We start from the raw sequence: 26,185 nt of genomic DNA on the forward strand, positions 1-26,185 counted from the left end.
GTTCTTTATATTATATAGATGAACTTAGGTACTAAAATTTTAAACAATAAAGACATACTGAATGCCGTAAATAAAAGAAGAAATTTTGCCATTATTTCACATCCAGATGCTGGGAAAACGACGCTTACCGAGAAGCTTCTTTTATATGGAGGAGCCATTCAACAGGCTGGAGCTGTAAAGGCTAGGGGTAATCAGAGAAAAGCTACGTCAGACTGGATGGAACTTGAAAAACAAAGAGGTATTTCTATTACTTCAACTGTATTACAATTTGAATATGAAAGATCAGTAATCAATCTATTAGATACCCCAGGACACCAAGATTTCTCCGAAGATACTTATAGAACATTGGCTGCTGCTGATAATGCAGTTATGTTGGAAGATGCTGCTAAGGGATTAGAACCTCAAACTAGAAAGTTGTTTGAAGTTTGCAAGATGCGAAAAATACCCATATTTACTTTCATAAATAAAATGGATAGACCAGGAAGAGAGCCATTTTCTTTACTTGATGAAATTGAATCAGAACTTGGATTAGATACTTTACCTATTAACTGGCCAATTGGGAGTGGCGATGAATTTAGAGGAGTTATTGATAGATTTTCGAGAGAAGTGATTTTATTTGATAAAGCCGTGAGAGGGAGACAATCGAATGAGAAAAGATTAAGTCTTGAAGATAAAGAGCTATCAAAATATGTAGAGAGAGATTTACTTGAAAACTCACTTGAAGAATTGGAGGTTCTTGATGAGGCAGGATCGAAATTTGAAAAAGAAAAGGTTTTTAATGGCTCTTTAACCCCAGTTTTCTTTGGATCTGCTATGACTAATTTTGGTGTAAGGCCATTTTTAGATAGTTTTTTAAAAATGGCTCAAAAGCCAACTTCAAGAAATAGTAATAAAGGGGACATTGAACCTGCAAGTGATGAATTTAGTGGTTTTGTTTTTAAGCTTCAGGCAAATATGGATCCAAAGCACAGAGATAGGGTTGCTTTTATAAGAGTTTGTAGTGGAAAATTTGAAAAGGATATGTCAGTTAAACATTCCAGAACTGGGAAAACAATCAGATTATCAAGACCACAAAAAATATTTGGTCAAGATAGAGAAGTAGTTGATGATGCCTATCCTGGAGATGTTATTGGCTTAAATAATCCGGGTATGTTTTCTATTGGAGATACTCTTTATACTGGTACACATCTTGAGTACGAAGGTATACCATCCTTTAGTCCTGAAATATTCAGCTGGCTAAGAAATCCAAATCCCTCAGCATTTAAAAACTTTAGAAAGGGTGTTAATGAACTTCGCGAAGAAGGTGCTGTTCAGATTCTTTATGACTTTGACGAGAGCAAAAGAGACCCTATACTCGCAGCTGTTGGCCAATTGCAGTTGGAGGTAGTAACTCACAGATTAAAAAGTGAATATGGTGTAGATGCAAATCTTGAAGCAATGCCATATCAATTGGCTAGATGGATTTCTGATGGATGGCCAGCTATTGAAAAACTAGGCAGAATATTCAACTGTAAAATAGTTAAAGATTGTTGGAATAGGCCAGTCATTCTTTTCAAAAATGAGTGGAATCTTAATCAATTTGTTGAAGACAATAATCAATTAAATTTAAACAAAGTTGCTCCCGTTGTTAGTGGAGTCGAACCAATTGTTTTATAAAGTCTTAATGGATTATAAAATTAGTTAATCTGTTAGTATTGGTAAAAAATTTTGGATTCAAACAATAGAAAAAATAATAGCGATAAATCACCTTATGAAATTTTAGGTGTAAATGAAGGTGCTGCTTTTGAGGATATTCAGAAGGCTAGAGATATTAAAGTTAAAGAGGCTGGTGAAGATTTAATTTTAAAAGCGAAAATAGAATCTTCCTTTGATCAATTACTCATGGGGAGTTTGAAAGCTAGGCAATCAGGAAATGTAAGCTATGAAGCTGTGAGTGCCTCAAAAAAAGAAAAACAAATTAATCAATTTACTAATAATAATTTCCCACTTCTTTCTAAGATAAAAAATTTAAATAATAACTCTAAGAACTCAAGCCAGTATAGCCTGCCAAAAATAACCACCCCCTCATTTGATAATCTTTCAATAAAAATATCTTTTGGATTATTATTTTTAATTTTGTTATTTATCAGTCCAGATTCAAATAATAGACTTTTGCTCTCTGTCTCAACACTAATACTTACCTATACGCAAATTAAATCGGGTAAAAGATTTATAGGTTCCCTAGGTTGGAGTGTTACCTTTCTCTCAATAGGATTAATATTCGGCGGATTGCTTGAAACTAATTCTTTCATTCAGGAAATATCAAACAATTCTTTATCAATACAAAAAATTCAAAGTATTCCTGCGATGATTATTTTATGGCTGGGCGTAATTTTCTTATAATTAATTATCTATCATTGATTTAATTTCTTCATAATTTATAAGATATTTATTCTTACAAAATTCACAAACTAGTTCTGCTTTACCATCTTTCCTGAGGATATCCTCCAACTCGCTCTTATCAAGCATTTTCATTGCATTTAAACTTCTTTGTTTGGAACACTTGCATTTAAAACTAACTTCTTGGGAACGAGCTTTTTCAGATATTGATTTATCATCAATATCGGGGAATATATTTCTTATTAAGGAAAGAAGATTGTCTTTTGACTGAAATAGGTCTTCACTAAAAGAATTAATTTCTTTACATCTTTCTTCAAGTAGTGAGACTAATAAAGGGTCGGTATCTTTTTTAGGTAAAACTTGAGCTAATAATCCTCCACTACAAATAACACTTTTATTTTGAATTTTTTCTCCAATAAATACAGCAGAGGGAGTTTGTTCTGAATGATATAAATATGAAGCTAAGTCTTCGGCAATATTTCCGTTAACTAATTCAACAGTACTTGTAAAGGGCTCTCCCATTCCGCTATCTCTAATAACATTTAAATATCCTGTGCCTAATGCTTTTGTGAAATTAAAGGAATATTTATTATTATTTATTTTGACTAGATCTAATTCTAAATCAGGATTACCTACATAACCTCTAACTTTGCCGTCTCTACCCGCATCAACTAGCAATCCCTTCAAAGGTCCGTCTGATCTAACTCTTATAGTTACTCTCCCATGCATTATCTTCATCGAACTTGCTAAAAGTAGTGAAGCACTAAATGCTCTTCCTAAGATACAGGTTGTTAAATAAGATAGACCGTGTCTTTTTTTTGCTTCTAAAGAACATTCTGTTGTTAAAACCGCAACTAATCTTATTCCTCCATTTGCTGCAGTAGCCCTTACTATCCTATCCTTCATAGTTTCTTTCAAAAGTTTTTGATTTTCCCTTTTTCCATGATTAACATCCTAGACGGAATCCCGTTAAATAATTTCGGTTCATGAGTAACAATAATAATTGTATTTTTATTTTTTAGATCGAGAATTAAATTCTTTACATCATTTCTCATTGAGAAGTCTAATCCAGCAGTTGGTTCATCAAGTAAAAGAATAGAAGGGTTTCTAAGTAGTTGAACTGCTACAGCTAATCGCCTTTGCTGTCCACCACTAAGTTGTTCTGGTGGTTGGGTCAGATTTATTTTTTTTAAACCAACTTTATTTAAAACTATTTCTATATTTTTTTCTCTTAAAGATTTATGGCCTATTTTTAATTCTTTCCCAATGGTTGTACCTATAAAATATCTCTCAGGAAATTGGAATACTACACCACAAAACCATCTTCTTTGTCTAGAAGATAATATTTTATTCTTCCAAGTAATTTTACCTTTTTGTGGAGTTGTTAATCCGCTTATTAATTCTAGAAGGGTTGTTTTCCCACAACCACTATTGCCGCAAATTAAAATAATTTCATTTTCATAAACTTTTAAATTCAAATTGTCTATTATTTTCCTTTCACCAGTTTGGGGTTGATAAGATATTTCTTTTAAATCAAGCATTATTAATTAAATTATAGGTATGAATTTTAATCTAGTAATAACTTACTTATAATAGCTATAGATCTAAAAAGCTATTAAACAATATGAATATTATTTTTAGGGAAGTGGATCCTTTTAATTGTTGGATATGGATAAGGTTTTCAGAATTACCAACTCAAGATGAAAAAAATTATTTAGATGGTGTTTTTGATAGTTGGTACGTTTTAGGAAGGTTAGGTGGATTTAATTCTGAAAATTTGCAAACTCATGAAGAGGGTTCCGATTTAAGTTGGATGTCATATGATAATGACCAAAAAAAAGCATCTCTTCCAGCCTTAATGCATAATTTAGGAATTATGGAATATCAAAACCTGTGGGGAAGATGTTGGGTTGATTTTGGAACTTCAGACTCTATTTCAATAGATATATTAATTAATTCTTTAAATGAGATATCAAATAATTATGTAAAAATTGAGGAGTTAATTATTGGGGGTGAAAATAATGACTGGGCGATTGAAGAACATGAAGATTTAGTTTTCAAAGATTAAGTGTTTTAGATGGAAGACTTAACAAGATTAATTATTTCCCATGAAAGAATTGAAAATATTAAGAACAATAATTTAGAACTTACTAAAGAAGAGGTTCATTATATAAATAAAGTAATGAGGATAAAAAATGGTAAAGAAATATTTATTTCTAACGGAGAAGGTTCATTATGGAAAGCTAAAAAAGTTAAAAATGATTGTTTAGAAATAATTCAATTAAAAAAACCTTACTTATTTCAAGAAAAAGAAAATTACTTATTAGGCATAGCTGTTGTTATACCAAAAAGTGGTTTTGAGGATATTTTAAAAATGTGTACTGAAATAGGAATAGATTTTATACAGCCATTATTTTCAGAAAGACAGGTAAACAAAAATTTAAATTTTTCTAGAAAGCTTTTGAGATGGAATTCAATTATCAAAGAAGCAGTTGAGCAAAGTGAGAGATTATGGAAACCATCTATTTTAAATGGTATGGATATTATTGAATGGCTAAAAAGTAGAAATAATCAAGAAAGAGTTTCGATTTCTATAACTAGAGAAGAAACAATATATGACTTAAATCATTGGTTAAGAAAACAGCAAGAATTTGCAAATAAAAAAGGGGGCATTTTTTGGAATGTAATTGGACCTGAAGGTGGATGGTCCTCTAAAGAAATTGATTTTTTTAATAAAAATAATTTTACCTTTGTTAAACTTTCTGACACTATCTTAAGAACTTCAACGGCTAGTATTAATGCATCATCAATTTTAAATCAGTGGAGAATTGATTTTAAATTAATTAGATAAAAATGAGTTTAATTATAAATGAATTTTTTATAGGCTTTTGCATTAATTTTATTTTGATTTGTATTTTCTGCAAAATTCCTTTGATGACAAAAGGTGGTTGGATTAGTGCAGGCATTTTAGGCACAATTTTGTGGGGATGTTTGTCATGGGAGGGTTGGATATCAGTTGTGTTTTATTTATTATTTGGATCTATCGTAACTAAAGTAGGTTATAAATTTAAAAAAGAACAAGGCATAGCTGAAAAAAGAGGTGGGAGAAGAGGACCTGAAAATGTATGGGGATCTGCAGCTACAGGATTATTTCTTGCAATGATGACTAAATTTAATCCTGCTAATGAAGTTTTTTTTAAAGTAGGTTTTGCTGCAAGTTTTTCAGCGAAATTGGCGGATACTTTTGGTAGTGAAATTGGGAAAAGATTTGGGAAAGATACGTATTTAATTACCTCACTTAAAAAGGTTGAGAGAGGAACTGAAGGAGGGATAAGTATAGAAGGAACTTTAGCTAGTATCTTTGGATCAATATTTATGGCTTTTATAATGCTTCGTCTATCAATTATTTCTACAAAATATCATTTTATAATTGTTATGCTTTCTGGATTTTTGGCAACACTTTCTGAAAGTATTATTGGTGCTAAATTTCAAAATAAATATAAATTGAGTAATGAATTGGTAAATGCTATTCAGACAAGTATTGCTTCTGTTTTTGCTATCTTTGCGCTAATTTTATATTCATATTTTTTAAATTAAAAATATTTGGAAAGACCTATGATTCCTTCCATTTTGTAAGAATCTCCCAGCTCTTCAGTCTTTGGAAAAGCCAGAAATGACCTTCTGAATTTAGATGAATTCCATCATGTGTAATCCAATTTTCACTCCTTTTATCAGAGTACATTTCTCTAAAAGTAGGAAGAAATGGGACATTCTGATTGAGGCATACTTCCTCCATTCTTCTTTCATAAGAATTACAAAAATCATTTGAGTACCATAGACATCCTGCGAACGGCATTTTGCTTTCATCAACAGGTGTCAGACCAATAACAAAGACATTTGTTTGAGATTTCATTTCATTAATTAGCCTCTCTAATCCATATTCAAATCCATCTATATCTAATTGATGTCTTCCATTTTTCTGACCAATTGCTGCAGTGTCGTTAAGACCAACATTTAGCAGGATTGCTTTAGGTTTATTTCTTCTCGTTTCTCCTCTAGATGACCATTCTTTTTCCCATCTAGATGAAACTTTTTCTATCCCATCTCCCCTAACTCCAAGTTGATAAATAACTGGTCCATTGTGGTTATTGCACCAATCTTTTCTAAGCCTTTCACACCATCCACCACCCTCATTATCTCCCCATCCATAAACTGAGCTATCTCCAATTACAACTAGCTGTTTTGGTAAACTAATCACTATAACTGGGAAAAAATAATTACTTGATTTAACAAATTATTCTTACAAATCAAGTTAAACTATTTTTGATTTTACCATTTATTAATTCGCCAACTATTGCGATGGAGCTATAAGCTATCAAAACTATTGTAACTTCTTGCCATGCGAAGGAACTTAGTGATTCTTGCAATTGCCAACCTAGACCAACACTTCCAATGACCCCAACAATTGCAGTTTCTCTAATAATGATGTCAGATCTATAAGCGCAATATGCCAAGTAACTTTTTGCTTGTTGAGAAAATAAACCTAAAAGCCAACTAGTCTTTTTTGAGATTCCCAGAGATTTCATTGCAATGTAATTTCTCCTATCTTGGCTATCTAGATTTGTAAAAAGTAATTTGCTTGTAATGCCAGCGTTGTGAAGACCTAATGTTAAAGCTGCTAAAGATAAAGAAGGATTATTAAAAGTTAATAGAGTTAGAAGTATTAAAGGTGTAGGTATTAAACGTAATAAAAATGCAAAAATTTTTATAAAAATTTTAGAAGTATTATTGTTAAAAATTCCTATTACTAATGGAGGTAAACTAATTGCTATTCCTGTTGATAAAAGACTTAAAATTATTGTTTCTAATATAAGCTTTAAGAAATCAAATAATCCTAAATCTGAGCTTGATTTAAACAGAGAACTGAGGGAATTAAAATTTTCAAAATTATTAAAAATAAAATAAAGAAAATATGAAAAAGAAAATAAAATTGTTATGAAAAAAACTGCAATAAAAAAAATAGATAGGATTTTATTAGTAGTATTAAATTTTATTTTTTTGAATATTAATCCAGAAAGAATTATCAAAATTGCTAAGGACCATAAATAAGTCCATAACTCTCTAAAATTTAAAGTTTGAAAAGATAAAAAAATACTGGTACCTATCCCTCCAATCCCAAAAAGTCCTAAAATAACCGTACTTCTTATTGAACACTCTAATCGATATAAACCAAAGTTTTTAAATGTATTTATTATTGGATTCCATATTAAAGTTAATAAAGATGAAAATTTAGGTGCATTTATTTGATTTATAGATTCAAAACTTTTGTAGTCAATAGTTTCTAATTGTTCAGCAAAAACTTTTGAATTTACAGCAATATAAGGAATACATATAGCAATTATTCCTATTGAAAAATTTATGCCATATATTTGCATTAATATTATTCCCCAAACTAATTCATGAATAGATCTAATTATTGTTAGAAAGAACCTTATTATGCTGTAGAAAAAACTTGGAATATTAAAGATTTTATAAAAAATATTTGAGGATAATATTCCAAAAATTGCTCCAAAAATAATACTTACCAACCAACTAAAAAAACTAATTAAGATAGTTTCATTTAATCGATTAATTACGGTAAGAATAATTTCATTATCGATCTTGGGATTAAATGCAGAAATTAAGAATTCTTGGAATAATTTAAATCCTCCAAAATGAATATTGGTTATTAATTGATACCCCAGAGGTATGCAAACCAAAATTGGAAGAAAAGATAATGAGGTATGGTTTAATTTTAATTTATTCAACAAATTAATATATTTTATCTAAATGAAGCTTCTTTAAGTTAGTTCTTTTGATATTGAAAAAAATTTTACCATCCCTCATTCCAATAACTTTATCGAAATCGTTCAGCAAATCTAATCTATGTAATGCAACTAATGAAGTCTTAGGGTATTTTTTTGTATTATTTTTATCTTCATTTTCTAGCAGCAGATTTTTAATTATAATTATTAATTTGGGATCTAGATTATTAAAAGGCTCATCTGCTAGTAATATATTTGATCCTTGAATTAATGATCTAGCTATAGCCACCCTTTGTTTTTGCCCCCCAGATAGTGTTCTGATTTTTTTGTCGTAAATAGAGTTAGGAAGTCTACATAATTGCATATATTTATGAGCCTTCTTAAAAGAACCTATATTTAGTAAATTTTTAAAAGCGAAATAAAAATTGTTTTCAGCTAGTAGTCCACAATTAACATTTTGTTCTGCAGAGAGATCTTCTATTAATCTTAAATCTTGCCAAATAGTTGTTATCTTACTTTTCTGCTTTATATCTAATTCCTCGAAACTTTTATTGAATAATTTAACCTCACCTTGAGTTGGCTTGATAGTGCCATTAAGTACTGATATAAGCGTAGTTTTTCCTGAACCGCTTTTACCTAAAAGTGCGATTTTCTCCCCAGAATTTATTTTTAAATTTATTTTATTTAGAATCAGATTATTTTTGTATTTGTAAGATATATTTTTTAATTCTAAGAGAGTATTATTCATCTAATTTTATTTAATTTCCTACCGATTTCCTCTATATTTTTATATTGTTTTGCTTCTGCATTTATAAATCTTTTTGCATTGAACATATCTAATATCTCTTTATGTGATTTTTGATTTATATCTAAATTTAGAATTACTGATTTAAGTTCTTTTGTAAACCCTTCCCCGAATCTATTTTCAAGATCCCCTTGAGCTACCCAATGATAGTCAACATATTCTGGGGTGATCCAGAATAATTCTAAATTACTTATTCTTTTGGGATTATTTTTAAGGTTGTTTTTCCAAACTTGTTTATTTAAAGCTCCAGCATCAAATGCCCCACTATTAACTAAAGCTATAGTGGCATCATGACTCCCACTAAAACCTGCTTTTTTCCCTTTAAAGTGTTTAATTTCTACCCCTGCTAGATTTAAAAAATATTCTGGCATTAATCTTCCAGAAGTTGAGTTTTCAGAGCCAAAAGTAAATCTTAAATTCTTTAGTTTTTTAAGCTCTTTAATGTTTGAAATTGAGTTAAGTTCTAAATTTTTGTTTACTATAAAAACACTTTTAAATTCCTTATCGATATCTCTTTGAGCTATGACAATTGAATTAGGAGTTTGTAATCTTGCTTGAACTCCTGATAAACCTCCAAACCAAACTAAATCTAAATCTTTAGTTCTAAATCCAGTTACTGCTGCAACATAATTAGTAACAGGTATGTATTTAACTTTTACATCAAGTTGTTTGGATAATTCTTTTGAAAATAAATTAAATCTTTTGTCCAAAACATCTTGGTTTTGATCTGGTATTGCTCCAACTTTTAAAACTTTAGGATTTGAAAGAACTTGTGATGAAAAAATAGAAAATAAGATAGATGAACTTAGCAGTAAATTTTTTAAATTAATCATTATTGGCTTTAATCAATAATATTTAGAAATTGCTTTTTCAAGCCTTTGTAGTCCATCTTTTATTTTAATCTCTGAAGCGGCACAAGATATTCTTATACATTCGTCAGCCCCAAAAGCTTTTCCAGGTACAACAACTAATCCATAATCTTGAAGAGCTTTGTTGCAGAAATCAACAGAAGTAATTGAAGAGTTAGGTAGTTTTGGAAATGCGTAAAATGCTCCATTAGGTTCTTCAATATAAATACCATTTATATTCTTAAGGCCCTCAAAGAGAAGACTTCTTCTTTGGTCATAATGGGTATTTATCATTGAGAAAAATTCATTATTAATTTTTAAAGCCTCTAAAGCACCTTTTTGCACAAAAGAGCAAACATTACTTGTACTTTGACTTTGTAATGCTGAGGATGCTTTGATTACATCTTTGGAACCTACTAAATAACCTATCCTCCAGCCAGTCATGGCCCATCCTTTCGCAAATCCATTTATTATAAAAATCCTATCTTTTAAGTCATTTGCTAATGAAGATAAACTGTAGTGTTTAAATTCTTTTTTAAGGATTAGTTCGTAAATCTCATCAGATAAAATATTGATATTTGGATTTTCTCTGGCTAATTCGGAAATTTGTAATAATTCTTCCTTTGACATAACTCTTCCCGTAGGGTTATTAGGAGAATTGATAATTATAAATTTAGTTTTTGAAGAGACTTTAGACTTCAAATCTTTTATATTTATTTTAAATCCATCTTCTGCAGAAGAATTTGTAAAAATTGGCTTCCCACCCGCCAATCTAACCATCTGGGGATAACTTAACCAATATGGAGAAGGAATAATAACTTCGTCTCCAGTATTTAACAAGACTTGGAAAAGATTATATATTGCTTGCTTAGCACCATTTGTGACCATTACATTTTCAAATTCATAATTTAAATCGTTTTGAATTTGAAGTTTATTTGCAATTGCTTTTCGGAGATCTAAATTTCCCGCTGCGGGCCCATACTTTGTAAATCCATCGAATATAGCTTTACTTGTAGCCTCTATAACTTCTTTAGGGGCATCAAAATCAGGTTCTCCTGCACTTAAATTGCAAATATCTACTCCTTCTGCAGATAATTGATTTGCTTTAGCACTTATCTGCAATGTAAGAGAAGGCTCAATTGAAAGTGCCCGATCAGATAAATTAACTTCACTCATTGACTTATGACTTTTCTAATATGACTTTTAATAATGACAAATGCATAAATTAAGAATAAATAAAACTATCACACTATGGTTTAATTTAGTTCATTTTCTTAATCTATTTTATTTTCATGTTTTGAGTTCTTAAGATAAAAATATTTAAAGTTTTTATTTTCGGTGAAAAGGTTAGTAATTGGGAGAGGAAGTGTATTCGCAAATTTGTTAATAATTGGTGAGGCACCTGGAGCACAGGAAGATTTAGAAGGAAAACCTTATGTAGGTAAATCTGGTAAGTTATTAAACGAATTATTAATAAAAGCAGGGATTGATTATAAGAAGGATGTTTATTTTTGTAATGTAATTAAATGTCGTCCACCAAATAATAGAAAACCCACTGCTAGAGAAATTAATATTCATAAACCTTGGTTATTACAGCAAATAAAGCTAGTTGATCCCAAATTCATACTACTTACTGGTTCTACTGCTATGAGAGCTATTTTAGAAGTTAAAGATCCTATAAGTAATTTAAGAGGTCAATGGATTAAAAAAGATGGGAGAGAAATTATGGTAATTTTTCATCCATCTTATTTGTTGAGATTTCCTTCAAAAGAAATCAATAAACCATACCATCTAACTTTGAATGACCTAGAGAATGTAAGTAGTAAACTATATGCCGTATAATTTAGTTGATACTTTTTGAATATCAAAAATTTTAATGTCATTAACTCAATCAAAAGAGGTTAATAGTCTCTCCAAAAGATATTCAACTCATATTGAGAGAAGGATAACTAGAACAGTAATGGTTGGTGATGTAGCTATTGGAAGTGATTATCCAGTAAGAGTTCAATCTATGATAAATGAAGATACTATGGACGTCGAAAATGCTTACTTAGCTATCAAAAGACTTCATGAAGTAGGTTGTGAAATTGTAAGATTAACTGTCCCTTCCTTAGCGCACGCAAAAGCAGTAGGAGATATTAAAGCAAAATTATTAGAAAATAATATCAACACCCCCTTGGTAGCGGATGTTCACCATAATGGTATGAAAATTGCGATGGAGGTTGCAAAACATGTTGATAAAGTAAGAATTAACCCAGGATTGTTTGTGTTTGAAAAATCAGACCCCACGAGAACTGAATATACAGACGAGGAATTTGAAACTATTAAACAAACAATACTTAAAAGATTTACTCCTTTAGTTGAAGTTTTAAAGGCTGAAAACAAAGCTCTAAGGATTGGAGTAAATCATGGTTCTCTATCTGAGAGGATGCTTTTTACTTATGGAGATACGCCATTGGGAATGACAGAATCTGCGATGGAGTTTGTCAAAATTTGTGATGAGCTTGATTTTCATAACATAATAATTTCTATGAAAGCTTCTAGGGCTCCAGTCATGATGGCAGCTTACAGAATGATCGCAGATAGACTTGACTCAGAAGGATATAACTACCCTTTACATTTAGGAGTGACTGAAGCTGGAGATGGCGATTATGGAAGGATAAAAAGTACTGCTGGAATTGGAACGCTTTTAGCAGAGGGATTAGGAGATACTATCAGGGTTTCTTTAACAGAAGCTCCAGAGAAGGAAATACCAGTTTGCTATTCAATTTTGCAATCTTTAGGACTAAGAAAAACGATGGTGGAATATATCAGTTGCCCTAGTTGTGGGAGAACACTCTTCAATTTAGAAGAAGTTGTAGATAAAGTTAGGAACGCCACTTCACATTTGACTGGTTTAGATATAGCAATAATGGGATGTATAGTAAATGGACCAGGAGAAATGGCAGATGCTGATTATGGTTATGTTGGGAAAGGCAAAGGAACTATTGCATTATATAGAAGGAAAGAAGAGATAAAAAGAGTACCTGAAGATGAAGGGGTTAATGCATTAATTCAACTTATTAAGGATGATGGAAAATGGATTGATCCTTAAGGATTTATCAAATTTTTGAAATTAAAAATAAATTCTTTTTATAATGAAAAAGTATAGAAATCCTTTTAAGATAAGAAAATTGCTTAAAAAAAAATTTATAATTCTGTTTGCGACATCCTTTTCTGGGCTATTTTTAAATAATTTTGCAGAAGCAACAGTTTTAAATAATAGTTATAAAGAAGTAATTGATCATGTTTGGCAAATTGTATATAGAGATTTTCTTGATTCAAGCGGTAAATTTCAAAAGTCCAATTGGATTAATCTAAGAAAAGAAGTTTTATCAAAAACATATTCAGATAGCAATGAAGCATATGATGCGATAAGAGATATGCTTTCTAATTTAGATGATTCTTATACAAGATTTTTGGAACCTAAGGAATTTAATCAAATGAGAATAGATACCTCTGGTGAATTAACTGGAATTGGTATCCAAATAGTTAAAGATAAAGAATCTGATGATTTAATAATCATTTCTCCTATAGAGGGCACCCCTGCATTTGATGCTGGAATTAAAGCTAGAGATAAAATATTGTCTATAGATGGAATTTCTACTGAAGGTATGAATATTGAGGAGGCCGTGAAATTAATAAGAGGAAAAAGAGGTACCAAAGTAAAGCTTGAAATTCTTAGAGGTTCTAAATCCTTTTTTAAGAATTTATTAAGAGAAAAAATTGAAATAAAATCTGTATCAAGTAAAGTCAACCAAACTAAAAATGGCTTCTTAATTGGCTATGTAAGGATTAAACAATTTAATGCAAATGCATCAAAGGAGACTAGAGATGCTATTAGGGATTTAGAAACAAAAAAAGTCTCAGGATATGTTCTTGACTTGAGAAGTAATCCAGGAGGTTTATTAGAATCAAGCATTGATATCTCAAGGCACTTCATTAACAAAGGAGTAATAGTAAGTACAGTAAGTAAAGATGGTTTAAAAGAAACAAAAAAAGGAAACGGTCAAGCTCTAACAAAAAAGCCCTTAGTTGTCTTAGTTAATGAGGGTTCTGCCAGTGCTAGTGAAATAGTCTCAGGTGCAATAAAAGATAACAAAAGAGGAAAATTAGTTGGCAAGAAAACGTTTGGTAAGGGTCTAGTTCAATCCATGAGAACTTTAGTTGATGGTTCAGGTCTTACTGTTACAGTCGCTAAGTATTTAACTCCAAACGGCACTGATATAAACAAATCTGGAATTATTCCAGACATAGAAGTAAAAATGAATATTAACCCTATTCTTCAAAGAGAGATCGGCACTAGAAAAGATAAACAATATAGAGCTGGTGAAAAAGAGCTAGTAAATATAATTAAAAGAAATAATCAGATAAGTGAATTTAATCCAAACACTACAAACCTTAATGCATTCCTAAAAATTAATAAAAAAGATCAGGTATTTGCATTAAATTAATTACTCATATCTAGCATTCTCTTTATCGGTACATAGGCTCTTCTTATTATTTCTGGGTCAAGTTCGATAGACGGGGAATTGTTTTTCAAACAATCAAGAATTTTTTGTAAGGTATTTAATTTCATATATGGACACTCGTTACATTTACAACCTTCTACATCTGGGACTTCAATAAAAATTTTGTTAGGTTCTTTCTTCTTCATTTGGTGGATTATTCCGGGTTCAGTTAATACCATGTAAGTTTTAGATGGATCTTTACTTACGAAATCAAGCAGTTTACTTGTTGATCCAATAAAGTCCGATAGAAGTAGTAAATTTTGACTACATTCAGGATGAGCGATGACTTTTGATCCTGGATTTTGATATTTTAATTTTAGAAGTGCTTCTTCACTAAATGATTCATGAACAATGCAGCTGCCAGGCCATAATTTAAGATCTCTTCCTGAATTTTTCTGTACCCATCTCCCAAGGTTCTGATCTGGCGCAAATATTATCTTTTTATCTTCAGGTATCTTTTTAATTAATGAGACTGCATTACTGCTTGTACATATCAGATCACTTTGAGCTTTTACTTCTGCAGTGCAATTTATATAACTTACGACATAGTGATCTGGATTTTCTTCTCTGAACTTTTGAAATTTATCTGAAGGACAATCGTCTGCTAATGAGCATCCTGCGTCAAGATCTGGTAAAAGGACTGTTTTATTAGGGCTAAGTATTTTTGCGGTTTCGGCCATAAAGTGTACACCGCAAAAAATTATTATATCTGCGTCATTATTTGCAGCTTTCCTAGATAGATCTAATGAATCGCCAATAAAATCTGCAATTTCCTGAATCTCTGGAGCTTGATAATAGTGCGCAAGAATAATTGCATTAGCTTTTTTGCAACGCTCCTTTATTTCAGAAATCAAATCCTCTTCGTTTTGAAATGATTTCTGTTTTGCAGTAGAAGTTATACTGGTCAGGATTTAGAATATCTCTAAATAGATTATATGCCTTTAAACAGAAAAAATTCTGACAAATTTAAAAATTGCTATTGTTGGTGACTGTCATGGTCAATGGTCTGAATTAGACTTGAAAGTTTTATCGATTATCAAACCAAATATCGTTTTATTTGTTGGTGATATTTCTGATGGAAGTGTCAAAATAATTAAAAAAATCAATGAGATCAAAATTCCTACTTTTGTGATTTTAGGAAATCATGATAGAGGGAAAGATTCTACAGGCGAAACTCTCTCAAGGCAGATACGTGTTCTTGGTGAAAAATATTGTGCATGGGATTTGAAAGTTTTTAATAATCAAATAAATTTATTGTCTGCTAGACCATGTAGTTCTGGCGGCGGATATTATCTTGCAAAAGAAGTTAAAGGCGTTTATGGACCTATAACCGAACAAGATTCAATAAATAAAATTATCAAATGTTCAGAAGAGACTGTTGAAGAAATACCTCTAATAATTATGTCTCATGCTGGTCCTTCGGGTTTAGGTTCAGAACCTAAAAGCATTTGTGGGAAGGACTGGAAATTACCCTCTTTAGATTGGGGAGATAGAGATTTGTCTGCTGCTATTTCTCAAATACAAAAGAGAAGAAAAGTTGATCTTGTAATTTTTGGTCATATGCACAAACGGCTTAAAAGAAATCTTGGTTTAAGAGAAATGTTTAAAATTGATAGCAAAGGAACAATTTATTTCAACACTGCTGTAGTGCCAAGATATAAAACTGATGAAGATGGGAAATTGCTAATTAACTTTTCATGGATTGAGTTTGAAAATAAGGAATTAAGGCATGTTTCTCATCGATGGTATTCAGAGTCTGGCGAAATTCGTGAAGAAGATAAATTTTTTTAGGGTTAAATATCTCTGATCATATTTTAAGTATTTTTGGGCTTTTCATATCTTGAAAATAATGTTTGAGATAAGATATAACCCGCAATTCCTGCGGCTGTAAAAGCTAAACCATTTTTAAATAAAGGTAATAAATCATTTGTTCTAGATATTATCGGTGCCAAACCAAAAATTCCGAATAACATTCCCCATAAAGGTGAAAGAAGAGCTAAAAATCCAATTGATATGACTTGACCTTCTTTTCTTGGAGCAGATGCGAAACCTGCTACTAAACCTCCCAGAATTGATGTACATAAAGTCCATATATATTGCTCTTTGGGTAGGCCAGGGACAACTTGGCAACCTCCTCTTTCGAGGCAAATCTTTACTGAATCAATTGCATCTAATACTGCACCATCCTCACCGTGATCTTTAACATAGTATTGGTTGCCAAATCTTGTTTGAAGTTCAACCCAAAATAACCTTGGCATAAAATTAAAATAAGCCTCTCCTACGTTAAAGTTCAGCAAATTTCCCCCTCTAGGATCCGCAACTATCAACAAACTTGTCTCATCTAAATCCCAATAGTCCTTTATTGCACTACCAGGAGAACTTTCAAACTGAGATAAATATTTAATTTTCCACCCACTTTCAATTTCTAGACTATTGAGCTTTTCCTCTAAAGATTTTTTCTGATTAGGGCTTAATGTTTTAGCTAAATCAATTACTGGTGTTTTTTCTTCAGGTAAGAGATTTGGATTATTTATAGCGAAAACGGGTTTATGTGAAATTAAAACTAAAATAGATAGAAATATTCCTAATAAATAGTTAATCTTTGAAGGCATAAATAAGTTTTGTCTCTTTATATTTTCGCCGATGAATAGCTTACCCGCGAATAATCCAGATTGGTTAGTAAAAAAAATAATAAAAATGGGTGGGACTATAAGTTTTTATGACTTTATGAATTTTGCATTAAATGATCCTATTAATGGTTATTACGGCAGCGGTAAAGCTGAGTTAGGCGTTCGAGGAGATTTTGTCACATCTCCATCTTTATCTGATGATTTTGCTTTTTTGGTTGGTAAACAAATAGAAGATTGGTTGATTCAGTTCAAAAGTAGTTTTTTATTTAATCAGACATTATCTGTAACTGAATTTGGGGCTGGAGATGGAAGCTTTATGAGTGGATTAATTAAATATTTTTTAGAAAACAGCAAAAATTTTTTAGAAGGAGTTTCTTTTGTAATTATTGAACCTAATGAAGGGATGGTAGAAAAACAAAAAAATAAATTGGAGGAATTTTTGAACTTAGGTATTGATATTTTATGGAAAGGTTTGGATGAAGTAGAGGAAAATAATATAAATGGAATAGTTCTAGCAAATGAGGTTTTGGATGCTTTGCCAGTAGAAAGAATAACCTTCTCAAAGGGAAAATTAATTCGACAAGCAGTTTCTATAGACAAAAAATCTCATAAATTATTTTTTGATGAAATGCCAATTACACGCGAATTGGAAAAAAGTTTTGAACTTGCTAAAAGTGAGTTAGGAATAACTATTCCGCCTGAAGATGCTCTTGAAGGATGGACGACAGAATGGCATGTAGATAACTCAAAATGGTTAGAAGCTATTTATGGGAAAATCAATAATGGTATTTTATTGATAATTGATTACGCTAAAGAAGCTAAAAAATACTATAACTCTAAGAATTCTGATGGGACGATAGTTTCATATGAAAATCAAAAAATGAAGAATAATGTCCTAGATTCTCCTGGAAATTGCGATTTAACATCTCATGTGTGCATAGAAACTTTAATTAATGATGCTGAGACTCTTGGATTTAATACTGATGGAATAAATAAACAAGGAGAGGCTTTGTTGGCGCTTGGATTAGCAGAGAGACTTTATGGGATTCAGAAAGAATTTAAGGAAAATTTATCAAATGCTCTTTTAAGGAGAGAAGCATTACTTAGACTTGTTGATCCGGTTTGTTTAGGTGATTTTAAGTGGTTTGTTTTTAAAAAGTTTAATGAGAAGAAAATGAATATAAATTCAACCTGTTTGCGTTAAGAAAAAAACTTTAAAAATAATGAATCTTCTACGTCATCATATATATCAACAGCACCAATTTCTTTCGGTAATATAAATCTCATTTTGCCATCACGAACTTTTTTATCACCCATAAGTATTGTTAGAACATCTTCTTTATTTATTTTGGGAATCTCGGTAGGGAGATCATAACTCTCTAAGAGAATTCGCTGTCTCTCAAATTCTTCTTTAGACCATAACCCTTTTTCAATTGCTATTTTCCCCGCAATATTCATGCCAATTGATATTGCCTCACCATGAAGGAATTTGCCGTATCCACATAAGTTTTCAATAACGTGACCAAAAGAATGACCATAATTCAATATTGCTCTAACACCATTTTCATGTTCGTCTTGAGAAACAACATGAGACTTTGTTTTAATTGAACTATTAATTATTTTAATTAAATATTCATTTTTGAGATTTATAAGTTCATTTTTGTTTTTTTCAATTTCTAGGTATTCGAAAAGTTCTTTATCTCTTATTACTCCGTATTTTATTACTTCAGCCATGCCTGCACTAAATTCTCTTTTGGGCAAACTTTTTAAGGTTTCTGGATCAATAAAAACTGCTTTAGGTTGATTAAAAGCTCCAATTAGATTCTTACCTTTTGGATGATTTACTCCTGTTTTCCCTCCCACAGATGAATCAACCATTGATAATAATGTTGTTGGAATCTGAATATATTCGATACCTCTCAGCCAAGTCGCAGCAGCAAAACCACTTACATCTCCAACAATTCCTCCTCCTAGTGCAATAATTATTGAATTTCTATCTAAGCCAAATTCAAATGCTACATCATATATTTCACTTAAGGTTTTTAAGTTTTTATATGATTCTCCAGCCTTGATGAGGAACATTTTGGCCTGAAATTTATTATCTTTTAAATTATTTAAGAATTTTTCACCATACAAATTTGATATTTCTTCATTTGAAATCACAAGTATTTTTCTTTTCTTTGTTATTCCAATTTTTAAAAGTTCTTCGCTGATATTATTCAGTATCCCTGCTTCTAGAGTTACTTCGTATGACTTATCACCTAATGGGACTAATATTTTTCTCTTATTCACAATTGATTACCTAGTTAAAATTTATAAATATTTGGTATTAAATACTTTATATATTAGCAAAATCTAAGCTTTAGATACTTAAAAATTCAGTTGTTAAGAATTAGAAATGGTAATAAAATCATGCTATGAGTTTTAAAAAAAATATAAACGATATTAAGAAAAATTATTCCCTAGGAATAATTGGAGGGGGTCAGCTTGCATTGATGTTAACCGAGGCAGCAAAAAAAAGAGATTTAGAAGTATGTGTGCAGACAAAATCTTGTGATGACCCTGCTGGTTTAAAAGCAGATCATGTCATAGAAGCTGATCCTTTAAAGATAAGAGGTAATAAATCATTAATTAATGAGTGTGAAAAAATAATTTTTGAAAATGAATGGATAAAAATTGATAAATTAAATTTAATTGGCAATAAAGATATTTTTGTTCCAAGCCTTAATGCCATTAAACCATTAGTAGATAGGTTTTCTCAAAAAAAATTAATAGATAGGATGAATATTCCCTGTCCAAAGTGGATAAGTATTGAAGATTTTAAAAATCTCTCGGATGAGGAAATCAATAATTGGACTTTTCCTCTAATGGCAAAATCAAATAAAGGTGGATATGACGGCAAAGGGAACAGAAAAATAAAGACAAAAGAAGATTTAGATTCTTTTTTAACAGAGAATAATTCTGATGAATGGTTAATAGAAGAATGGATAGAGTATGAAAAAGAATTGGCTCTTGTTGGTTCGAGAGATAGGGCCGGTAAGATAAGATTCTTTCCAATAGTTGAGACATTCCAATCAAACCATGTTTGTGATTGGGTTCTTGCACCTGGAACAAATGAATATGATTTGAACTTATTTGCAATAAATATTTTCTCTTCAATAGTTAATGAACTTAATTACGTTGGAGTTTTAGCTATTGAATTCTTCTATGGCGATAATGGTCTTTTAATTAATGAAATAGCTCCTAGAACACATAATTCAGCTCATTTCTCTATTGAAGCTTGTACCTCAAGTCAGTTTGATCAATATGTTTGCATTTCTTCTGGGATAATGCCTCCTGAAATTAAAATGAACTGTGAAGGGGCAATTATGATAAATCTACTGGGATTAAAAAAGAATTTCCCAATCTCAATGGAAACCAGAATTAAAATGTTATCTGAAATTGAAGGTTCTAATATTCATTGTTACGGTAAATCTCGAGAAATTCTGGGAAGAAAAATGGCTCACATTACATTTTTATTAAATGGTAAAACGCATTCAGAAAGATATGATGAGGCACAAGTTTTGTTAACTATGGTACGAGACATATGGCCATCTCCAAATGGATAAAAAAATAAGTTAGAGTTAAGTCACTGGATCTTTGGTTAAGTTCTTCTTTATGTGCTCTGATCTGACTCTCTTTCGACATGAGGAGACTGTCGTGATGCGGTAGTAAACCGATCTTGTAATCGGAAACGAAAGCCCACTTTGAATCCTCTTCTGGCATTTCCAGGTCGATGCAGCAGAGAACTGACGGGGATCCGGTGTTACCTACTAGAATGCTTGCTATAACAAGCTTTTAGTAGGTATTTTATTTTTCATGATTAGTGGTGAAGGACCAAAATGCAGGAACTTATTAGCAATCGGTAACAACAGTAATGGAAGAGTTTACTTTGATAAATAAGCAAAGAAATCGAATAAAAGTATTCAAACCATTTGAGGATATTTCTAAACCATCTCCAAGTATTAATGCAATGGAGATTAGTTATGGGTGTATTTATAAAAGATCTAGTAAACCAGTTATGAAGGGTTCAAGAGTAGAAACTATTGAAGATGCAAGAAAAGAATATAAGCAGTTATTGGAAGAAGGTTGGAGGAAGACAAGTATATTTAAAAGTTATTTTTGATGAGTATAAATAATTTGTTTGCCAAGAAACTTGACGATCCATTTCCAATACATTTATACTAATAGTACATATGTATTATTTATTAATGACTTTAGGAGGAGCTAATGTTTGGACTAATTTTTCTTACGGTTATCGTAATGAGTCACCAAGTGGTTGGTTGCTTAGCCCAGATCGCAGCAGATTAATTTTATTTACAAGGAATAAAAAATCTCCAAGAAATAGTATGAGAATCTTTACTCATACATATTATGCAAATGATCTTGGTGAGCCAATGGCAATTAAATCATCAACTCAAATGTATTTGGATAATGCTTGGGATAAATGGCATGACCTTCAATTGGAAGGTTGGACTTTTGAAGAACTTGAATTACCTGAATCAGTATGACTAACTTAAATCCAATCAAAAAAAAACTATCAAAAGTTGATAGAAAGATATCTGTACAAGACCCATCAAAATTATTAGCAGAATTTTTTAATGGTGTTGTCATTGAACTTGATGAAGAATACAAATATGACACATAAAGAATTGATAGATCAAGTTTCTGCAAATTTATTTAAACAAAGCGGAAAGTTAGAAAGCAGAAGATCTTGGTTGGCAATGAGAAATTATCTCGAGCAATTAGATAGCGAACAACTTAAATCTATGCTTAAGGAACATGAATGATTTAAAAACTTTATTTATGAATTATTTATTTGGTTTTTATTTTTTTTTTAATTCTTAGAAAACCGTATGTTGCAAAGCCAATCAAAAACATGTCCAAGTAAATATGCCATGTAGGGAAAATCTGGTGTACTAATTCCACTAACTTTTTATTGCAACTTGCCAATAAGGATAATCTAAATTTGATTTTTCTCTAATTAATTGTAATTTTCTAGAATTTATTTTTACTACTATTCCATCTGTTGGATATTTTCTAAAGAGCTTCCCTTCTAGCCATTGTTTTCTAAATACTTGAACTTGGCTCGTAAAGTTACATGAAATATCCTGAGGGATCGTAAAGCCAAGTTTGGAAAGACTCTTTTTGGACTCATATTGGTTAAGTTTTGAATTAAGTATTTGAAATGCGCAGAAGCTAAGACCCTCAAAGAATCCTTCTTTAGCTCTGAGAAATCCAGAAGCAATTCTCTGGGAGATATTTGGACTTTTGTTGGGTGAGAATAACTCGCCTCTAACTTGAAGAATTCCTTTTAAAGCAAGATTATCTGGAATATCTTGGATTTTAATAATTTTACTAGTAACATCAGTCCCCTTTCTTGAAATTGCTTTCTCAAAGGTTCCATCCCTATATTGCAAAGCAACAGCACAACCATCAATTTTAGGTTCAATTAATAATCTGGTATCTTCTAATAATCCTTTCAAAAATTCATCTATTGAATCCTTTTCTAATGAAGGTAAAACAAGTTTATTTTTCTTTTTAAAGTAATCGCAATTAGGATTTGTTCTTAATAAATTCTTTTCAAGTTGGTCAAACTGCTTATCAGATATTAAAGCATTACCATCTCTATAATTATCGTCATACCACTCAATTCGCTCTTCTAAATAAGTCTTCATTTAATACTTTGGCTTACGTTTTTGGATAGGTATCAAACTTGGTTTATCTATTATCCATTTTTCTCTGTCTTCATATTTAACAGTCCCTAAAAGAAATAAAAAAATTTGTTTTTTAGATATGCCAATCATATATATTCTTAAGGACTTATTTATATAGATATTAATAATAAAGTTAATAAAGTAAGCTTAAAAATACCATTAATATTTGAAAAACTCAGCGAAATTTTTGCAAACTTTTTAATTAATACAATTCTTATAACCTTCAATCTCTGCTAGTTCATCAATATTTAAACCTGTTTCTTCTAATAAAGTTTCTCCGATATCGTCTTTATTAAATTTAGTTAATGCCCCTTTAGTAGAGTATTTAATGCATTGGTTTTTATATTTTGCTTCTTTTACAAGAGGAGATAAATAAAAGCCAAACAAGATGATAAAAGCCCCATAGGTCAAAACTTTTCTATGGTTTTGCCACCATTCATAAAATTTATTGGACACGAAAAATAAATAACTAAACTTTATTTTAAATTGCTTGTCAACAAATTACTTTAATAATTGAAGGACTGATTAATTTATTATTTTTCATTAACAGATCTAACCCAAGAATAATATCTTGATTTTCTAATCCTTTGCTCTTTCCAGACTAATCTATCTGCAGATTCTAAGGGTGATTCTCCTTTCTCAATTTCTGTTGTAATAGATATACCGAAACCTTTTGCTTCAATTTTTGCGATGCCACCTTCTAAAAAAAATAGAAAAGACCAACCTTTATTCCATCCTAAATAAAAGGGATTTCGATACATTTTATTTTTTTAGAATTATTCTTTAATGATATTTTTCTTTTGAGGGAACTACTTGTATACCCTATTACCAAATAAGAAGTTTACTGCTGATTATTTCAGAAAATTAAAGCTCGTATTTAAATAATTACTTGGAGAAATACTTGACGTCGGCAAATAGTACATTTATATTAATAGTACAACTGTATTATCCTTATGACATCAGGAGTCGCTAATGTTTGGACTAATTTTTATCGTGGCAGCCTTATTGACCCCCCAACTGGCTGGTTGTTTAACCAAAAAAGTGGTTTGTTAATTTTTTTTGAGAGTTATAAGAGATCTGTATCTGATAACTTAAAAGTATATACTCACCTTTTCTATGCGAATGAATTAGGTGAGCCAGCCCAACTTAAAAATTCAAGACTTCTTTCTATTGAGTGTGCTTGTGAAACATGGAATGAATTAATTTCAGGAGGTTGGCAAATTGCTACTAATAAATTCCAGTAATAATGATTAATCTAAATCCGTCAAAATGGGAATATCTAAAAGAACCTATACTAAAACGAAAACGTACAAAGATTTGTATTACTTGCAATCACTTTCGCTACAACACTACAGAAACTTTTGCTACAGTTTTGATTTGTCCAAGATACGAAAAACTTATACCTCAGGGTGATCATTTACTTAAAGGTTGTGTGTATTGGCAAGAAAATAGGACTATATTTTCTCCTGAAGCATCTTAATGATTCTCAGATTAACCTTTTGTTGGTGTAGATATTTAATTATGTAAATAAAGCATTATTTTATACAACTTAGAAAAAAACTTTTAAGTAGTTTGTGAAATATGATTCAATTTTACTTTTCCATATTTCTATTAGTTGTGCTTACATTTTTTGCACTTTTATTAGATGCGCCAGAATTAGCTTCTTTAATTCAAACATTTTAGAAAATAATTAATCAGCATTTATACCGATTTACTTTCTTTATAAGTAAGACCTAAGTTTAATTTGTAGAATCGGAGGGATCTCATGATTGACAGTCCACCAGAGGAGTTAGTTTATATAATTCAAATCTTGATAAAACTAATGCTAATTTAGGGATGAATCTTCTATTTGGGGTTCATTCCTTTTTAATTCTTTTCAAAAAAAAGTTGTGAATATTAAATCTTCAGAATAAAAAATCTATTCATATTAAAAATATTTAATATCATATGAGCCTCTGGATAGTTGTAAAAATTATCTGAATCCAAAACCAGTTATGCGTTTTTGCTTATCTTCCCATTCTTTCATAATTAGTTTTAGTAAACTTTTAACTTCTAAATTTGAAGCATCAGTATCTTTTTGAAGATTTGTACAAATATTCTTAATTTCCACATAGGCATTATCAATCAATATTGTTTTTTGATCTGGATTAGCCATAGAATTTCAAAAAGCTCCGTTACAGTTAAATCCACTGCAGTTAATAACTCTAAAAATATTCATTACAAAATTGTGGAATCTTTCATCATAAAAAAATGCCCAAGTAGTAAATATTGCAAAACTAGAGACAGCAAAAGCAGCATATTGAAGCCAATGTATTCCTTGACTGTCTAATCCATTTTTATCAAAATCAGAATTACTCAATCGTTTTTTTATTTATAATAAAATTTTTTTTTAAAAAAGGGGAGTTTGTCTTGAAGGAGAGATTTATTTACTCTTAAATCCTAAAAATTAGCCTAAATAAAACCAGGAATTATCCAACCAAAAAAGCCGTAATTTATTATTAAAGCCGTAAAACCAATCATAGCTAATCTCCCATTTGTTATTTCGGCATTTTTCCAATATTTACCCATATAGTTTTTTATTTTTTTTGAATTTTTAACTATCAAATAATTTGGTTCTAAAGGTTCTTGTAACCTTTTGATCGCATATAAAGAGAATTGAATTGTAATTGCGATAATAACAACTATAAAACTAGTAAGAGCATCCATTTTTATATTTCATATGTGATCAATTAGTAAGAAAAAGAATAAATGACATTTTGTGTATCAAACATTTCCTTTTTCTGTTTTATTGAAAGAGGAAACCTTAACTTGAATTATTAACGAATGTAACATATTTAAAAAAAATTAGTATGAATTCTTACTTTTTCTTTGGATTTCAAATTATTTAAGGCCATAATGTTACATTTATGTACCAGTTTTATCTTAAGACTAATCTTAATTAATTTTCAGTATTAGCTTTAAAGTCTTGTTTTTCCAAATCAAAAATAAGTATAGAAAAGTTCTTAGTAGGAATATATTTTCAATGTTATTTATTTAAATGTTTTTAGTAACTAGAAAATATTACTTTTGTTTGATTTCTGGAAGGTAAAACTTATTGCCTAATGTATAACCAATTGACATGAGTACAAACCCAATAAGTTGAGGTAAATGAGAATTTGCTAGTGAGATTTTTTCAATCATTTCTCAACCTGTAAATTAATATAATAATAAAAAAATTTTAATACTGTAAGTCTATTTTCTTTTTGATTCTTTAATTTCCCCAGATTTTTTTAAGGAATTAACAAGTCTTTCATTTTCTGTTTTTAAATTTTCTAATGCAGATTTTGTAAATTGTTCTTTAGCCTCAAATTTTGCTGAACTTATAACTTTTTTATTAGGGAGTTTTTTCTTCGGTTCTGGGTTCATATTAAACA

General features: G+C 30.4%; 34 protein-coding genes and 1 other RNA gene. 18 read left to right on the forward strand and 17 right to left on the reverse strand.

Features of this window, described 5'->3' with window-relative positions; genetic code table 11:
• Positions 1–18 precede the first annotated feature (18 nt).
• Positions 19–1,656: a peptide chain release factor 3 gene (locus HA151_RS03560; protein WP_209106156.1), complete on the forward strand. Its 1,638-nt coding sequence runs from the start codon at positions 19–21 to the stop codon at positions 1,654–1,656.
• A gap of 51 nt (positions 1,657–1,707) precedes the next feature.
• Positions 1,708–2,382, forward strand: coding sequence for a CPP1-like family protein (locus tag HA151_RS03565; RefSeq protein WP_209106157.1), 675 nt, complete (start codon positions 1,708–1,710; stop codon positions 2,380–2,382).
• On the opposite strand, the gene hslO is transcribed toward HA151_RS03565, so the two are convergent.
• Positions 2,383–3,285: an Hsp33 family molecular chaperone HslO gene (hslO, locus tag HA151_RS03570; RefSeq protein ID WP_209106158.1), complete on the reverse strand. Its 903-nt coding sequence runs from the start codon at positions 3,283–3,285 to the stop codon at positions 2,383–2,385.
• A gap of 8 nt (positions 3,286–3,293) precedes the next feature.
• The gene (locus tag HA151_RS03575; protein WP_209106159.1) at positions 3,294–3,920 is read right to left on the reverse strand and encodes an ABC transporter ATP-binding protein; all 627 of its coding nucleotides are present in this window, start codon (positions 3,918–3,920) and stop codon (positions 3,294–3,296) included.
• Between the two features lie 83 nt (positions 3,921–4,003).
• Between HA151_RS03575 and HA151_RS03580 the strand changes: the two genes are divergently transcribed.
• The 3 genes from HA151_RS03580 to HA151_RS03590 are packed head-to-tail and all read left to right on the forward strand — an operon-like array spanning position 4,004 to position 5,976.
• A complete protein-coding gene (locus tag HA151_RS03580) occupies positions 4,004–4,447 on the forward strand; it encodes a DUF3531 family protein (protein WP_209106160.1) in 444 nt (147 codons plus the stop codon).
• 9 nt (positions 4,448–4,456) lie between these two features.
• Positions 4,457–5,230 (forward strand): 16S rRNA (uracil(1498)-N(3))-methyltransferase, encoded by a 774-nt coding sequence (locus HA151_RS03585; protein WP_209106161.1) that lies wholly within the window; start codon positions 4,457–4,459, stop codon positions 5,228–5,230.
• A 2-nt stretch (positions 5,231–5,232) separates the two neighbouring features.
• Positions 5,233–5,976: a TIGR00297 family protein gene (locus HA151_RS03590; protein ID WP_209106162.1), complete on the forward strand. Its 744-nt coding sequence runs from the start codon at positions 5,233–5,235 to the stop codon at positions 5,974–5,976.
• A gap of 16 nt (positions 5,977–5,992) precedes the next feature.
• Here HA151_RS03590 and HA151_RS03595 read toward each other — a convergent pair whose 3' ends face one another.
• Genes HA151_RS03595 through HA151_RS03615 form a run of 5 tightly spaced genes read right to left on the reverse strand, consistent with a single transcriptional unit; the run spans position 5,993 to position 11,012 of the window.
• The gene (locus HA151_RS03595) at positions 5,993–6,637 is read right to left on the reverse strand and encodes a GDSL-type esterase/lipase family protein (RefSeq protein ID WP_209106163.1); all 645 of its coding nucleotides are present in this window, start codon (positions 6,635–6,637) and stop codon (positions 5,993–5,995) included.
• Between the two features lie 49 nt (positions 6,638–6,686).
• On the reverse strand, positions 6,687–8,186 hold the full coding sequence (locus tag HA151_RS03600; protein WP_245151582.1) for a PhnE/PtxC family ABC transporter permease: 1,500 nt from the start codon (positions 8,184–8,186) through the stop codon (positions 6,687–6,689).
• Between the two features lie 4 nt (positions 8,187–8,190).
• Positions 8,191–8,931 (reverse strand): ATP-binding cassette domain-containing protein, encoded by a 741-nt coding sequence (locus HA151_RS03605; RefSeq protein ID WP_209106164.1) that lies wholly within the window; start codon positions 8,929–8,931, stop codon positions 8,191–8,193.
• The gene (locus HA151_RS03610) at positions 8,928–9,821 is read right to left on the reverse strand and encodes a putative selenate ABC transporter substrate-binding protein (RefSeq protein ID WP_209106165.1); all 894 of its coding nucleotides are present in this window, start codon (positions 9,819–9,821) and stop codon (positions 8,928–8,930) included. Before HA151_RS03610 ends, HA151_RS03605 begins: the two co-directional genes overlap by 4 nt.
• A 12-nt stretch (positions 9,822–9,833) precedes the next feature.
• On the reverse strand, positions 9,834–11,012 hold the full coding sequence (locus HA151_RS03615) for a pyridoxal phosphate-dependent aminotransferase (RefSeq protein ID WP_209106166.1): 1,179 nt from the start codon (positions 11,010–11,012) through the stop codon (positions 9,834–9,836).
• A 162-nt stretch (positions 11,013–11,174) separates the two neighbouring features.
• Here HA151_RS03615 and HA151_RS03620 point away from each other — a divergent pair, with 162 nt between their 5' ends.
• From HA151_RS03620 to HA151_RS03630, 3 genes are read left to right on the forward strand one after another with little or no spacing between them, the layout of a single operon-like run.
• Positions 11,175–11,678, forward strand: a complete 504-nt coding sequence (locus tag HA151_RS03620) for a uracil-DNA glycosylase (RefSeq protein WP_209106167.1) — start codon at positions 11,175–11,177, stop codon at positions 11,676–11,678.
• Between the two features lie 34 nt (positions 11,679–11,712).
• Positions 11,713–12,930: a (E)-4-hydroxy-3-methylbut-2-enyl-diphosphate synthase gene (ispG, locus tag HA151_RS03625; RefSeq protein WP_209106168.1), complete on the forward strand. Its 1,218-nt coding sequence runs from the start codon at positions 11,713–11,715 to the stop codon at positions 12,928–12,930.
• Between the two features lie 43 nt (positions 12,931–12,973).
• Positions 12,974–14,329 (forward strand): S41 family peptidase, encoded by a 1,356-nt coding sequence (locus HA151_RS03630; protein ID WP_209106169.1) that lies wholly within the window; start codon positions 12,974–12,976, stop codon positions 14,327–14,329.
• On the opposite strand, the gene nadA is transcribed toward HA151_RS03630, so the two are convergent.
• The gene (gene nadA / locus HA151_RS03635; RefSeq protein WP_209106575.1) at positions 14,326–15,285 is read right to left on the reverse strand and encodes a quinolinate synthase NadA; all 960 of its coding nucleotides are present in this window, start codon (positions 15,283–15,285) and stop codon (positions 14,326–14,328) included. The genes HA151_RS03630 and nadA overlap by 4 nt on opposite strands.
• Positions 15,286–15,403: 118 nt before the next feature.
• Between nadA and HA151_RS03640 the strand changes: the two genes are divergently transcribed.
• Positions 15,404–16,177 carry a TIGR04168 family protein gene (locus HA151_RS03640; RefSeq protein ID WP_245151584.1) on the forward strand — a complete coding sequence of 258 codons (774 nt, stop codon included), beginning with the start codon at positions 15,404–15,406 and terminating at the stop codon, positions 16,175–16,177.
• Between the two features lie 23 nt (positions 16,178–16,200).
• On the opposite strand, the gene HA151_RS03645 is transcribed toward HA151_RS03640, so the two are convergent.
• Complete coding sequence (locus HA151_RS03645; protein WP_209106170.1) at positions 16,201–16,998, reverse strand: TPM domain-containing protein; 798 nt, start codon at positions 16,996–16,998, stop codon at positions 16,201–16,203.
• Positions 16,999–17,029: 31 nt separating this feature from the next.
• Here HA151_RS03645 and HA151_RS03650 point away from each other — a divergent pair, with 31 nt between their 5' ends.
• Positions 17,030–18,220, forward strand: a complete 1,191-nt coding sequence (locus HA151_RS03650) for an SAM-dependent methyltransferase (protein ID WP_209106171.1) — start codon at positions 17,030–17,032, stop codon at positions 18,218–18,220.
• Here the strand turns inward: HA151_RS03650 and aroB are convergent.
• On the reverse strand, positions 18,217–19,308 hold the full coding sequence (aroB, locus tag HA151_RS03655; protein WP_209106172.1) for a 3-dehydroquinate synthase: 1,092 nt from the start codon (positions 19,306–19,308) through the stop codon (positions 18,217–18,219). The genes HA151_RS03650 and aroB overlap by 4 nt on opposite strands.
• Before the next feature lie 125 nt (positions 19,309–19,433).
• On the opposite strand from aroB, the gene HA151_RS03660 reads away from it, so the two are divergent.
• The 6 genes from HA151_RS03660 to HA151_RS03685 all read left to right on the forward strand — a co-directional run bounded on the left by HA151_RS03660 (position 19,434) and on the right by HA151_RS03685 (position 21,845).
• A complete protein-coding gene (locus HA151_RS03660; RefSeq protein ID WP_209106173.1) occupies positions 19,434–20,624 on the forward strand; it encodes a 5-(carboxyamino)imidazole ribonucleotide synthase in 1,191 nt (396 codons plus the stop codon).
• Between the two features lie 17 nt (positions 20,625–20,641).
• A non-coding RNA gene (ssrS, locus tag HA151_RS03665) (6S RNA) lies at positions 20,642–20,826 on the forward strand.
• 106 nt (positions 20,827–20,932) lie between these two features.
• The gene (locus HA151_RS03670) at positions 20,933–21,181 is read left to right on the forward strand and encodes a DUF1651 domain-containing protein (RefSeq protein ID WP_209106174.1); all 249 of its coding nucleotides are present in this window, start codon (positions 20,933–20,935) and stop codon (positions 21,179–21,181) included.
• An 85-nt stretch (positions 21,182–21,266) separates the two neighbouring features.
• The gene (locus HA151_RS03675) at positions 21,267–21,566 is read left to right on the forward strand and encodes a DUF1651 domain-containing protein (RefSeq protein WP_209106175.1); all 300 of its coding nucleotides are present in this window, start codon (positions 21,267–21,269) and stop codon (positions 21,564–21,566) included.
• Positions 21,563–21,703 (forward strand): hypothetical protein, encoded by a 141-nt coding sequence (locus tag HA151_RS03680; protein WP_209106176.1) that lies wholly within the window; start codon positions 21,563–21,565, stop codon positions 21,701–21,703. Before HA151_RS03675 ends, HA151_RS03680 begins: the two co-directional genes overlap by 4 nt.
• Positions 21,678–21,845 carry a hypothetical protein gene (locus HA151_RS03685; protein WP_209106590.1) on the forward strand — a complete coding sequence of 56 codons (168 nt, stop codon included), beginning with the start codon at positions 21,678–21,680 and terminating at the stop codon, positions 21,843–21,845. Before HA151_RS03680 ends, HA151_RS03685 begins: the two co-directional genes overlap by 26 nt.
• A 138-nt stretch (positions 21,846–21,983) precedes the next feature.
• Here HA151_RS03685 and HA151_RS03690 read toward each other — a convergent pair whose 3' ends face one another.
• From HA151_RS03690 to HA151_RS03700, 3 genes are all read right to left on the reverse strand, one after another.
• Entirely contained in the window at positions 21,984–22,733 is a 750-nt protein-coding gene (locus HA151_RS03690) for an NAD-dependent DNA ligase (RefSeq protein ID WP_209106177.1), read from the reverse strand.
• A gap of 237 nt (positions 22,734–22,970) precedes the next feature.
• Entirely contained in the window at positions 22,971–23,228 is a 258-nt protein-coding gene (locus tag HA151_RS03695) for a Notch domain-containing protein (RefSeq protein WP_209106178.1), read from the reverse strand.
• Positions 23,229–23,305: 77 nt separating this feature from the next.
• A complete protein-coding gene (locus HA151_RS03700) occupies positions 23,306–23,533 on the reverse strand; it encodes a hypothetical protein (protein WP_209106179.1) in 228 nt (75 codons plus the stop codon).
• A gap of 192 nt (positions 23,534–23,725) precedes the next feature.
• Between HA151_RS03700 and HA151_RS03705 the strand changes: the two genes are divergently transcribed.
• Both HA151_RS03705 and HA151_RS03710 read left to right on the forward strand, forming a co-directional pair.
• The gene (locus HA151_RS03705) at positions 23,726–24,016 is read left to right on the forward strand and encodes a DUF1651 domain-containing protein (protein WP_209106180.1); all 291 of its coding nucleotides are present in this window, start codon (positions 23,726–23,728) and stop codon (positions 24,014–24,016) included.
• A 2-nt stretch (positions 24,017–24,018) separates the two neighbouring features.
• On the forward strand, positions 24,019–24,252 hold the full coding sequence (locus HA151_RS03710) for a hypothetical protein (protein ID WP_209106181.1): 234 nt from the start codon (positions 24,019–24,021) through the stop codon (positions 24,250–24,252).
• Positions 24,253–24,744: 492 nt separating this feature from the next.
• Here HA151_RS03710 and HA151_RS03715 read toward each other — a convergent pair whose 3' ends face one another.
• The 4 genes from HA151_RS03715 to HA151_RS03730 all read right to left on the reverse strand — a co-directional run bounded on the left by HA151_RS03715 (position 24,745) and on the right by HA151_RS03730 (position 26,177).
• A complete protein-coding gene (locus HA151_RS03715; protein ID WP_209106182.1) occupies positions 24,745–24,927 on the reverse strand; it encodes a hypothetical protein in 183 nt (60 codons plus the stop codon).
• A gap of 6 nt (positions 24,928–24,933) precedes the next feature.
• A complete protein-coding gene (locus tag HA151_RS03720) occupies positions 24,934–25,131 on the reverse strand; it encodes a hypothetical protein (RefSeq protein ID WP_209106183.1) in 198 nt (65 codons plus the stop codon).
• A gap of 92 nt (positions 25,132–25,223) precedes the next feature.
• Positions 25,224–25,478: a chlorophyll a/b-binding protein gene (locus HA151_RS03725; protein WP_209106184.1), complete on the reverse strand. Its 255-nt coding sequence runs from the start codon at positions 25,476–25,478 to the stop codon at positions 25,224–25,226.
• 525 nt (positions 25,479–26,003) lie between these two features.
• Positions 26,004–26,177, reverse strand: coding sequence for a hypothetical protein (locus HA151_RS03730; RefSeq protein ID WP_209106185.1), 174 nt, complete (start codon positions 26,175–26,177; stop codon positions 26,004–26,006).
• Positions 26,178–26,185: the final 8 nt, after the last annotated feature.

Source organism: Prochlorococcus marinus XMU1419 (assembly GCF_017695955.1).
GTDB lineage: Bacteria > Cyanobacteriota > Cyanobacteriia > PCC-6307 > Cyanobiaceae > Prochlorococcus_A > Prochlorococcus_A marinus_AD.